At 77.8% G+C, this 11,119-nt stretch carries 8 protein-coding genes; 2 read left to right on the forward strand and 6 right to left on the reverse strand.

Going from position 1 to position 11,119, the window contains the following annotated elements:
• Positions 1–60 precede the first annotated feature (60 nt).
• The 5 genes from ACFU5G_RS25905 to ACFU5G_RS25925 form a co-directional block, all read right to left on the reverse strand.
• Positions 61–1,329: an MFS transporter gene (locus ACFU5G_RS25905; protein WP_377251274.1), complete on the reverse strand. Its 1,269-nt coding sequence runs from the start codon at positions 1,327–1,329 to the stop codon at positions 61–63.
• Positions 1,330–1,409: 80 nt separating this feature from the next.
• Positions 1,410–1,985, reverse strand: a complete 576-nt coding sequence (locus ACFU5G_RS25910; protein ID WP_377251276.1) for an ArsR/SmtB family transcription factor — start codon at positions 1,983–1,985, stop codon at positions 1,410–1,412.
• Between the two features lie 66 nt (positions 1,986–2,051).
• Entirely contained in the window at positions 2,052–3,470 is a 1,419-nt protein-coding gene (locus tag ACFU5G_RS25915; protein ID WP_377251278.1) for a hypothetical protein, read from the reverse strand.
• Positions 3,451–4,950, reverse strand: coding sequence for a hypothetical protein (locus tag ACFU5G_RS25920; protein WP_377251280.1), 1,500 nt, complete (start codon positions 4,948–4,950; stop codon positions 3,451–3,453). Before ACFU5G_RS25920 ends, ACFU5G_RS25915 begins: the two co-directional genes overlap by 20 nt.
• Positions 4,947–6,404, reverse strand: coding sequence for a condensation domain-containing protein (locus tag ACFU5G_RS25925; protein WP_377251282.1), 1,458 nt, complete (start codon positions 6,402–6,404; stop codon positions 4,947–4,949). Before ACFU5G_RS25925 ends, ACFU5G_RS25920 begins: the two co-directional genes overlap by 4 nt.
• Positions 6,405–6,591: 187 nt before the next feature.
• Here ACFU5G_RS25925 and ACFU5G_RS25930 point away from each other — a divergent pair, with 187 nt between their 5' ends.
• Complete coding sequence (locus tag ACFU5G_RS25930) at positions 6,592–8,187, forward strand: hypothetical protein (protein ID WP_377251284.1); 1,596 nt, start codon at positions 6,592–6,594, stop codon at positions 8,185–8,187.
• Positions 8,188–8,192: 5 nt separating this feature from the next.
• On the opposite strand, the gene ACFU5G_RS25935 is transcribed toward ACFU5G_RS25930, so the two are convergent.
• On the reverse strand, positions 8,193–9,569 hold the full coding sequence (locus ACFU5G_RS25935; RefSeq protein ID WP_377251286.1) for a glycosyltransferase: 1,377 nt from the start codon (positions 9,567–9,569) through the stop codon (positions 8,193–8,195).
• Positions 9,570–9,607: 38 nt separating this feature from the next.
• On the opposite strand from ACFU5G_RS25935, the gene ACFU5G_RS25940 reads away from it, so the two are divergent.
• Positions 9,608–11,062, forward strand: coding sequence for a hypothetical protein (locus ACFU5G_RS25940; RefSeq protein ID WP_377251288.1), 1,455 nt, complete (start codon positions 9,608–9,610; stop codon positions 11,060–11,062).
• The last annotated feature ends 57 nt before the right edge of the window (positions 11,063–11,119 follow it).

Raw genomic sequence — 11,119 nt, forward strand, 5'->3', positions numbered from 1 at the left:
CGCTCTCTCAGCCCTGGGAGAGCGACCACCCCTACGTTCGCCGGCATCAGGCGGGAGCGGTCAGCCGCCCAGCGGCCCCTCGGGCAGCTCGCGCAGGCGCGCGAGCGGCGAGACCAGCACGCTCCACGTGGCGAGGCAGTGCACCGCCGCCATGAGCAGGACGGTCTCGCGGACCCCGAGCACCCCGCCCAGCCAGCCCGCGACGACGCCGGCCACCGGCATCGTGCCGAAGTTGACCACCTGCATCACCGTCATCACCCGTCCGCGCAGCCCGGCGGGCACGTAGCGCAGGCGCCACGCGTTGCGGATCACGTTGCCCGAGACCACGCACAGGCCGACCAGGAACCCGCCGGCCCCGCTGATCGCCGCGCCCCACCCCGGCAGGCCCGCGCCCACGAGCAGCGCCGTCGGACCGGAGAGCACGAGCAGCACGGTGGAGGCCCGCCCGCTGCCCAGCCGCGCGCTCAGGGCCGGGGCCACGACCGCGCCGACGACGCCGCCCGCGCCCGCCAGCGCGAGCACCGCGCCGACCCCGGCCTCCGCGAGCCCGAGGTCGCGCACCAGGAACAGCACCAGGAGCGCCCCGTACCCGGTGAGCCCGAAGTTCGACGCGCCGCCCATGCCCACGAACCACGGGAGGTAGCGGTCCCGGCGGACCAGGTCGACGCCCTCCCGGATGCGCGCCACGAGCGGTTCGGCCGGGCCTGCGGGCCGGGCGGCCGGGTGCGCCGGGCGGACGCGCCACAGGCACACCGCCGACCACAGGAACGTCACGGCGTCGAGCGCGAGCCCGAGCGCCGCCGTCAGCCACTGCGCCAGCAGGCCGCCCAGGCCGGGACCCGCCACGTTCGCCGCGGACTCGGTGCCGAACAGGCGCGCGTTCGCCGACTCGAGCTGACCCGAGGGCACGACCTCGGGCAGGAACACCTGGTAGGCCGTGCGGAAGAACACGGTGCACACCCCGCCCACCAGCGCGACCACCGTGAGCTGGACCAGCGTGAGGACCCCGAGCGCGAACGCCACGGGCACGCTCGCGAGCGAGACCGCGGCGGCCAGGTTGGCGGCGATCATCACCGGCCGGGCGGGGAGCCGGTCGACCCAGGCACCCACCGGCAGCCCGATGACCAGCCAGGGCAGCCACGCGGCTGCGGTGATCAGGCCCATCCAGGCCGGGCCTGCGTCGAGCTCCGTCACCGCGAGCAGCGGCAGCAGGGCCGACGTCGTCGCGTTGCCGACGACGCTCACGCCCTCACCGAGCCACAGGAGGCCGAAGGCCCGGTTGCGCGCCAGGGGAACGGCAGCCTCGGTGGGCGCGGTCGACGTCGTCATGCGAGCAGGCTATATGTACAATCACTCTTGTACAACAACTCTTGCAGAATGGCCCGGGGCAGGACGACGGCGGGAACGGACTACGGGCGCGACGGGAAGGCCCGCGCGAACAGGAAGACGTGCTCGGCCGTCTCGTCGGCTGCCGTCGCGCTCCCCCGATTCTTCCAGCGCAGCACCACCTCGTTGATCTCGGCGCTCAGCTGCTCCAGCTCGTCCGGGGTCAGGCGCAGCCAGCTGTCGGTGGAGAGCTCGGCCCGGCTCCACTCGTCGTCCTGCTCGGAGCGCTCCAGCCAGGTGCGGGCCCGCTCGACCTGGCGCGCCAGCATGAACTCCTCGGCGGCCACGGCCTGCCGCTGGCTCTCCGCGTCCGGGGGCAGGGTCGACCGGCCCCAGGTGATGGACCGCGCCGCCCGCCGCCACCAGCGCTCGCGCCGGTCGCGGGCCAGCTCCGGCGCCTCCTCGACGAGCTCGGCGGACGCCAGCACCCGCATGTGGTGACTGATGCTCCCGACGGCCAGCCCCGTACGCTCCGCCAGGGTCGACGCCGTGGCCGGCCCGTCCGCGGTCAGCGAGTCGAGCAGGCGGGAGCGGGCCGGGTTGGCCAGGGCCGTGACCGCCCTGGCCTCGGTGAGCGTGCGGACGTCGTCGGTAGCCATGCAGGCAGGGTAGGACGGCGCCACGTGCGGCGTCGCCCCCGGCGCCTCCGCCCCGGGACGCCGGACTCAGCCCGCCAGGGCCGTCAGCAGCTCCGACCAGCGGTCCAGGACGGCGTCGACCGTGGCGACCGCTGTCGGGGTGCGGGGCATGCGGGCGCGGACGGCGATGCCGTCGTCCGTGCGGGACACCCAGACCTGCAGGTCGTCGGCCCGGGTCGCGGCCGACACGTGGTGCGCGGCCCGCCCGGCGGACGCCGCGTGCCCGGGCAGCCGCCGGTAGTCCAGGTAGGAGACCTGGAAGATGTCCACGCGCGGGAACCGCAGCGGGCCGGGCAGCGTCTCGACGACCTGTTCGAGCGGCACGGCGGCCAGCTCGCGCGCGGCCCGCAGCGCCTTGCCCGTGGCGGCAAGCGCGCCGTCGGCGCCGTCGCCGGTCTCGATCCGCAGCGGCACCGTGGTGGTGTGCCAGCCGACGGCGCGGCGCGCGGCGTCGTCCCCGCGGGTGTGCACGGGCAGCAGGGTCTCGAGCGTGTCGGGCCCGCCCAGGTCCGCGACCGCCCGGGCGAGGGTGACCAGCACGGCCGCCGACGTCGACGCACCGGCCGAGCGGGCGCGCGCCGCGACGGCGTCCGCGGTCGCGGCATCGGCCAGCGGGCGCACGACGGTGCGCTGCGGCGCCCGCTCGCCGTCGGGCACGCCGAGGGGCAGCGGGAACGTGGGCAGCGCCCAGCCGCGGTCGCGCAGGAAGCCGTGCCAGGTCGCCAGGCGCGGGTCGTCGGCGCCGACGAAGGGCGGGCCGGCGGCGTCGGCCGGGTCTGCGGGGTGCGCGGCGTCGGCCGGGCAAGCGAGATCAGCCGGGTCGGCCACGATCGCGGCCGCGCCCGCGGGCAGGGCAGGCGCGGAGCCGCCGCGCCCGTCGGGGCCGTCCTCCCCCGCGTGCTCCGCGTACCGCGCCGCCAGCTCGTCGACGACGACGGTGGTGGACCAGGCGTCGGTGTGCAGGTGGTCCATGCCGAGCACGACCGTCGACCGGTCCGGGCGGCTGATCGCGGCGGGCAGGAACGCGGGGTAGCCGAACGGCGCGCACCGGCGGGAGAGCTCGGCCACGAGGTGCTCGCGGGTGTCGTCGGCCGTCCGGGTGACCGGCCCCTCGTGCCGCCGCCATGCCAGGCCGGCGGGCTCGTGCCGCACCAGGCCCACGGTCCGCGGGTCGGGCCGGCGGACCGCCTCGACCCGCAGGCCCGGGTGGTCGGCCACGAGGTCGCGGAACGCGGCCTCCAGCGCGTCGCGGTCCACGGGGCCGTCGACGTCGAACGCGGCGGTGATCCACACGCTCGGCTCGCCGGCGTGGGCCCCCAGCAGGTGGTTGCGCTGGTTGTACGTGGGCGCCGCCGGCGTCGGCACGGACCCCGGGCGCGGCGTGACGTCCCAGGTGAGCACCCGGCCCGGCGCCGGCGCCCAGAGGTCAGCCGAGAGGACCCGCACCGGTCGCCTCCAGGCGCTCGTCCCGGACGGCGACCGCCGCGGCGAACGTGGCCCGCAGCTCGGCGAGGTAGCGGTCCACGGCGGCCTGCGCCGCCGGGGTGTCCGGCGTCTGCGTGACGACGTACAGCCGCTCGTGGTCGCGGTTGACCCACAGGGAGGCGTTCGCGGTGCGGCCCTCCCCCGTGAAGTGCAGGCCGTTGTCGTAGGCGGGCCGCCCCACGCCGGGGAACCGCCGCAGGTCGAGGTAGCTGATGAGCTGCGGGCTGCCGAGCGAGGCCGGGTCGAGCACGCCGCCGGCCAGCATGACGCCGAGCGCGGCGTGCACCGGCACCTCGGCGACCTTCCTGGCCTGGCGGAACGCCGCGTCCGCGACCGGCAGGACCTCGGCGAACGAGGCCGGGCCGCCGTCGGGCACGGGGAACGTGACCGGCGCGAAGTTGCACAGCCAGCCCTGGGCGGTCTCGAAGCCGGGCCCGCGCGTGCCGACCACGGTGACCCCGAACCAGGCGTCCGCGCCGGTCAGCCGGGTGTCCGTCAGCGCGATCCCCGCGAACACCGCGCCGGTGAACCGGGCGCCGTGCTCGGCCGCGAGCTCGTCCATGCGCGCGAGGCCGGCGGCGTCCAGCAGGGTCGCCGACCGGATCTTCACGGGCGCGGTCTCGCCGGGCGGCAGGCCGAGGTCCAGCGCGAACTGCGGCAGCCGGCCGCCGTGCGCGGTCACGGCCGCGGACCAGGCCTGGATCTGGGGCGCGTCGGCCGGGGTCGCGGCGGCGAGCTCGTGCTCCGCGCGGGCGTGCGCCAGGAACGAGCCGGCGGTGGGGGGCGGCTCGGGTCTCGACAGGCTCGACCCGCGGGGAGGGGCGTCCGGCTCGGCGAGCTCCGCGGCGTACAGCTCCTCGATCTCGCTGAGCACCATGAGCTGCGACCCGCCGTCCGTGAACGCGTGGTCGCAGCCCCAGAACAGGCCGAACCCGTCGTCGGTCACCACGGCGCCGAGCGCGAACGGCGCCCAGGAGTCGGGACGGCACGCGGCGTCGAAGGTCGCGGTGAGGTGGCCGGTGACCCACTCGTCCCACGACAGGCCGGGGGCCGGCGAGAGGGCGGGGACGGGCTCGGCCGTGAAGCCGACGGCGTCCGCGGGCACCAGGTGCCGCAGCGGGGCGCCGCCGTCGGCGCAGGGGTCGACGTCGAACCAGGTGCGCAGGCCCTCGTGCCGCCGCACGAAGCGGGTCAGGGCGCGGGCCAGCGCGGCGCCGTCGAACGGCCCGTCGAGGTGGGTGGCGGTGCCGGTCCAGGCGCGGTGCGTGCCGCCGGAGGCGCGGCGCGCGGCGAAGGCCCGCAGGTGGTCGCCCTGCAGGAACGACGGCGGGCCGGGGTCCACCGGGGCCGCCTGCGCGGCGGCGAGCGCCTCCGGCGTCGGCCGCAGGTGGACCACCCGCCCGGGGAGGGAGGTCCAGGTGCCCAGGGCGCCGAGGATCATGCGACCGCTCCGACCGGGGTGGCGGTACCGAAGGCCCGGAAGCCGGCGCGCAGCTCCTCGATCAGGGCGTCCATGGCGGCGTGCGCCTCGGGGGTGTCGGGGTAGCGGGTGGAGACGTTCAGCCCGTCGTGGGTGCGCAGGAACCAGAGGTAGAGCTCGTCGGTGCCGTACGCGGGGCTGCGCAGGGTGCGGGCGTCCCAGGCGCTCCACCGCTCGGCGCCGGGCACGAACCGGGTGTCCACGTACGAGACGGCGAGGTGCGGGCCGTCGGTGATGCCGCCCAGCTCGGCGATCCGCGCGAACGAGTAGCGCACCAGGGGCTTGCCGGCCGCGACGGCGGTGTGCACGCGGTCGACGGCGGTGGTCAGGGCGTCGCCGTCGACGATGCGGGCCGGGCCGCCGCGGCCGTCGACCTCGCGCAGCAGGGGGTCGGTGCCGGTCAGGTCGAGGTCCACGGGGCACAGGCCCACGTACCAGCCGACGGCGGCGGCGTGCTGCGGCGCGTACCGGGTGTGCATCGGCAGCACGAACCGGAGCCGGTCCAGGCCGTGCACCCGGCGCGCGGCGTGCGCGAACGCGGCCAGCACGCCGGACTGGGCGGAGGCCCCGCGGGCCCGGCTGCGGGCGCTGAGGTCGTCGGTCTGGTCCACGGTGGCGAGCCACGCCGAGCGGGACGCCTGCGGGCGGGCCGCCTCGGCGGCGTCGGCGGCGGGGTGGGTGACGGCGCCGTAGCGCGGGAAGGTCGTGCCGGGGCCGAGGAAGTCGAGCCAGCGGTGCACGGGCTCGCCGTCGGCGGCCAGCGTCATGGCGAGCTTGCGGTCGTCGGCGGAGAAGTCGACGTGGGAGCCCACCTCGAGGGTGCGCAGCTCGGCGTCGGGCACGCCGCGGCGGGCGGCGTCGTACAGCGAGACGATCTCCTCGAACCACAGGAGCTGGGAGTAGGCGTCCATGACCGAGTGGTCGGCGCCGAAGGCGAGCACGAAGCCGTCGTCGCCGGCCGGGCCGCCCGGGGTGCCGGGCGCGGGGACCACGGTGGCCAGCACGCAGTGCGGCCAGGCGGTCGGCGAGACGTCGGCGAGCAGGCTGGGCAGCAGCGCCGTGACCTGGTCGGCGCTCAGGTCGCCCACCACGAGGTCGCGGATGGCGACCGCCTCGGCGGGGGCGGTCACGCGCCGCCAGCCGGCGCCCGCGTCGCGGGTGACGGTGGTGCGCAGCACCTCGTGCCGGCTCACCCAGGCGTGGATCGCGCGGCGCAGCGGCTCGGGCTCGTACGGTCCGGGCACGCGCAGCACAGACCCGATCCAGGACCCGGGGGCGGAGTCGCGCAGGTGCGCCTCGTGCCCCGGGGACAGCGCGCGGGGGTCCTGCTGCCACCGCCCGGCGTCGGCGCGCGGCGTCCATGACGTCACGGTTCCGGCGGGCAGGTCGTAGGCCGACAGCTCGGTGTATTCCATGCGTGCGCGTCCCTCGATCGGTCTGTGGGCACGGCCAGCACGACGTCGGACGAGTTCCGCGGTCCCCTTGCGGCGACCTTTATACCGGATTCGCCGGGTGAAAGTTAGTCCCCCCGTAATGCCCGGTATGGTCACATGCTGAACCCCACGGTCCCCTCGGGACCGGTATCCGACCCGGGAGACGAGCGTGACGGACCCGCCACCCGCACTGCGCCTGCAGTTCGCCGACGACATGTTCCTGCGCCGCCACGACGGCGCCACGAGCCCGGCCGTGAACCAGGTGCTGTGGCGCCTGGACGGCCCGTTCGACGCCGACCGGCTGCGTGACCTGGGCGCACGCCTCGCCGCGGGGTCGCTGCACCGGCGCGTGGTGCGCTCCCGCGTGCCGGGCGCGCGGCACCGCTGGGCGCCGGCCGGCACCCTCCCGGTGGTGGACCTGCAGACCACGGCCGTGGCCGAGGACCGCATCGGCGACTGGGCGCAGACCCAGGCCGACGTGCCGCTCGACCCGGCGGGCGGGCTCTCGTGGCGCATCTCCGCCGCGGACGTCGTCGCGCGGGCCGGCACCGGCGCCGCGGGGACCGTCGTCGGCGGTGTCGTCTCGCTCACCTGCGCGCACGCCGTCGCCGACGGCGCCGCGCTGATCGACGCGGTGGTGCGCGCCGCCACGAACTCCGAGCCCCTCGTCGTGCCCGCGCCCGAGCGCGGCACCCGCGCCCTGCTCGCGGACGCCGCCGACGCCGCCGCGCAGGCCGCCGCCGTCGGCCGCTGGGCCGGGGCCAAGGCGCGGGCGAGGGCGCAGTCCGCCGCGCGCGAGATCGCCCCGCAGGGCACGCGGGCCCCGGCGGGCACGGTGCACGAGCCGGTGCCGCCACCGCCGCCGGAGGCCGGGGAGGCCGCGGGGGTCGCCGGGGTCGCAGGCGCGGCGCCCGCCACGCGGGTCATGCCCGCCGTGCCGGGTGCGCCGAACGGGGCGGGTGTCGCTCCGGGCACCGCGGTGGGGCCGGTCGCGCCGGGTGGAGCGGTCGCCCCCGGCGCTGCGGTCGCCCCCGGCGGTCCCGCCGGACCGGGCGCCCCTGCCGTACCCCAGCCCGCCGACGACGCCGCCTGGCGCGCGCCCGTGCTGCACGTCGAGCTCCCGTCCGACCAGGTGACCCAGGCCGCGGCCGCGCACGGCGGCACGCCCAACACCTGGTTCGTGGCGTTCCTCGCCCGCCTGGTGCACGCGACCGGCCGGTTCCCGGGCGAGCCCGTGCCCGTCGCGCTGCCCGTCTCGACCCGCGACGCCGACGACCCGCGCGCCAACTCGACCAAGATCGCCCGGGTCACCATCCCGGCCGACGTGCTGGCCCACCGCGACCTCGGGTGGGTGCGGGCCGCGGCGAAGGAGGCCTACACCGCCGTCGGGCAGGCGGAACCCGGGCTGGCCCCGGTGCCGCTCGAGCTGGTGCAGATGCTGCCCGACACCCTGGTGAGCCGCCTGCCGCAGCCGCCCGTCGCGGCGGCCCTCGCGTCCAACCTGGGCCGCCCGCCCGAGGGCTACACGCACGCGGCGGGCAGCGCGGTGCGCTCCGTCGCGACCCTGTCGCACTACCAGGGCGCGACGGCGGCCGAGCTGCGCGCCGCGGGCGGCGGCCTGGTCGCGTTCTGCACCACCGTGGGCCGCACGACGACGCTCAGCGTCGCCGCCCTCGACCCCGACCGCGTGGCCGACGCCGCGACCCTGCGCCGCCTGGTGCTGGCCGAGGCCGAGGCATGGAAGCTCCCGGCGGCGCCGTGGTGAGGGGCTCAGGCCGTGTGCACGATCGCGTCGGCCGCCGCCGCGACCGCCTCGGCCGGGGGCACCAGCCGCGCCCCGAGCGCAGCGGCGCGGGCCGCGGTGGTCTCGTCGAGCACCTCGGCCAGCGCCCCGGCGAGCACGCCGGGCTGCGTGAGCGTGCTCGCCCGGCGGGCCACGCCGACGCCCGCGCCGCGCAGCAGGTCGCCCCACATCGGCTGGTCGGCGGAGTACCAGCCGACGACGGCGGGCAGGCCCGCCCGCAGCGCGGCCGCCGTCGTGCCGGCTCCGCCGTGGTGCACCGCCGCGCGGCAGCGGGGCAGCACGGCCGCGTGGTCGACGGCACCGACCACGCGCACCCGGTCTGGATCCGGCCCGGCACTGCCAGCCCCGCCGCCAGCCCCGCCGTCCGACCCGCCGAAGTCGTTCCAGCCCGCGCTGACCAGCGCCCGCACGCCGAGCTCGGCGCAGGCCGCGTCGACGGCCGCGAGCAGCGCGCGCGGGTCGGCCACGGGCATGGAGCCGAAGCCCACGTAGACCGGCGGCTCGCCGTCGTCGAGCCAGGCGTCGAGGCCCGCCGTCCCGCCGGCGCCCGCCCCGCCGGCATCCGCTCGGTCGGCACCCGCTCCGTCGCCGGCACCAGAGCCGCCCGCCCCCGAGCCGGCCTCCCCGAGGCGCGCCCGGGCGGCGTCGTCCAGCGCGAGGAATCCCGTGAGCGGACGGCGCGGCCCCCACTCGTCGACCAGCCCCGGCGCGAGCGCGGGGTCGTAGGCCTGGACCTCGACCGCCCCGGCGTCGCGCAGCCGCGTGGGCAGGTGCACGCGCGTGCCGCCGAGCCCGAGCGCGGCACGCTGCTCGTTCTCGGCGCGGCGGGTCAGGCCCCAGCGCACCCGCTCCCCCAGCGTCCAGACCGCCCGGGTGGTGCGCGGACCGCGCACGCCGCTCACGGGCGAGACCACGCCGTTGGCCCGCACCGGGCAGTAGTGCAGCGCGGCCATGCGCAGTCCGCGCCGCTCGGCCACGGCGGCGGCCACCTCCTGGCCGAGCAGGCCCGTGACCACCGTGTCCGCGCCGCCCACGTCGTCGAGCAGCGCCGCCAGCCCGGTGCGCAGCTCGTCCCAGCCCGCCGACGCCACGGCGCGCAGCGCCCGCACCCGGCGCACCGGGTGCGGCGACCGCATGTCGCGGCGCACCAGGTCCGAGCCCAGGAGGGCCGCGGAGTCGATGCCCAGCGGTACCGGGTCCAGGCCGAGCCGGCCGGCCAGCGGCACCAGGTTCGGGGCCACGCCGGTCACCACCTCGTGCCCGCGCCGCCGCAGCTCCAGGGCGACCGCGAGGGCCGGCTGGACATCTCCTCGACTGCCCACCAGGGCAAAGACATGACGCACGCGCGCACCCTACCCACCAGCCCGGCACCGGAGATCCCTTGACCAGCCCAGTGACCAGCCCGCCGAACAGTCCGCCGACCACCCGCTCCCCCGCGACGAGCAACCGCCTGACCTACGACGACGACCTGTTCCTGCGTACCCGCCGGGTGCTCGGCGTGGCCGTGGTCAACCAGACCGTCTGGCGCATCCCGGCGCCGCTCGACGTCGACGCGCTGCGCGCCCTGCACCGGGCCCTGGCCGAAGGCCCGCTGCAGCGCGTGGTGCGGCCGGGCCGCCTGCCGGGCGCCCGCGCGCGCTGGTCGGCGTCGACCCGGCTGCCCGACCTGCTCATCGGCTCCGCGCCCGTGCCCGAGCCCGCGGTGCTGGCGTGGGCCGAGCAGCAGGCGCAGGTCAGCCTGGACCCCGAGACCGGCCCCACCTGGGCGCTGTCGGCGGCGCAGACCACCAGCGGCGGGACGGTGCTCAGCTTCGTCACCTCGCACGTCGTGGCCGACGGCGGGATGCACGTCGGCGCCTTCGAGGCCGCCGTCGCCCGCGCCGCGGCGCGCGGGGCGTTCGCGGGCGGGTACGCCGAGGGCGCGCCGTCGTCGTCGGGCCGCCGCCTGCCCAAGGAGGGCGAACGGATCCGGACCGGGCTCGTGGCCGACCTGCGCGACGCGACCAGCCAGGCGCGGGCCGCTGTGGGCGGGCTGCGCAGGATGGCCCGCCAGGGCCCGGTGCCGCCGATCATGGCGCAGCAGTCGGCGGACCGGCCCAGGCCGGCCCCGCGCCCCGACGACGCCGAACCCGCCCACCCGCCGATCGTCGTGGTCGACACCGACGCCTCGACCTGGCACCGCGCGGCCCACGCCGCCGGCGGGACGGCGAACAGCCTGCTCATCGCGGTGTGCACGGAGATCCTGCTCGCCGCCGGCGCGGCGACAGCCGGGATGCCCGTGCGTGTCTCGCTGCCCGTGAGCCTGCGGGAGCCCGGCGACCTGCGGTCCAACGCGACGTCGGGCGTGTCCATCGCCGTGGACACCACGGTGACGCCCGCGCCCGAGCGGGCCGGCGTGATCGCCGACATGACGCAGATCCGGTCGCGCGCGAAAGCCGAGTTCGCGGCCCTGACCTCGGGCACCCGGGTGGACACCCTGGGCCCGCTCAAGCCGCTCATGCAGATGGTGCCGGACGCCGTCGCGAAGATGGCGGCGCGCGACGGCACCGCGCCGCTGTGCCTGGCCTCCAACCTCGGCCGGCTGCCCGCGGCGTTCGCGGCCCCGATGGGGACGCCGGCCTCCAGCGTGCTCATGCGCGGCGTGACGCAGGGGCTCACGCGCGGGCGGCTGCGGCAGATGCGCGGCGGGCTGGACTCCTGGTGGTCCGAGCACAACGGCATCGCGACCCTCGCGGTGCTCGGGCTGGACGACGCGCGCCTCGGCACCCCGGCCCAGGTCCGCGCGGCGGTCGAGAGCGTGTACGCGCGGCACCGCCTCCCGGTCCGCTTCTGGTGAGACACGGCTGCTGGTGGGCCGGGGCCGCTGACCCCGGCCGCCCACCCGCTCACCGGC

This window comes from Promicromonospora sp. NPDC057488 (assembly GCF_042802395.1).
Taxonomy (GTDB): Bacteria; Actinomycetota; Actinomycetes; order Actinomycetales; family Cellulomonadaceae; genus Promicromonospora.

Excerpts from the sequence above, each read along its gene's own strand:
- ACFU5G_RS25910 (WP_377251276.1), bottom strand. The coding sequence starts at position 1,985 with ATGGCTACCGACGACGTCCGCACGCTCACCGAGGCCAGGGCGGTCACG.
- ACFU5G_RS25920 (WP_377251280.1), bottom strand. The coding sequence starts at position 4,950 with ATGATCCTCGGCGCCCTGGGCACCTGGACCTCCCTCCCCGGGCGGGTG.
- ACFU5G_RS25925 (WP_377251282.1), bottom strand. The coding sequence starts at position 6,404 with ATGGAATACACCGAGCTGTCGGCCTACGACCTGCCCGCCGGAACCGTG.
- ACFU5G_RS25905 (WP_377251274.1), bottom strand. The coding sequence starts at position 1,329 with ATGACGACGTCGACCGCGCCCACCGAGGCTGCCGTTCCCCTGGCGCGC.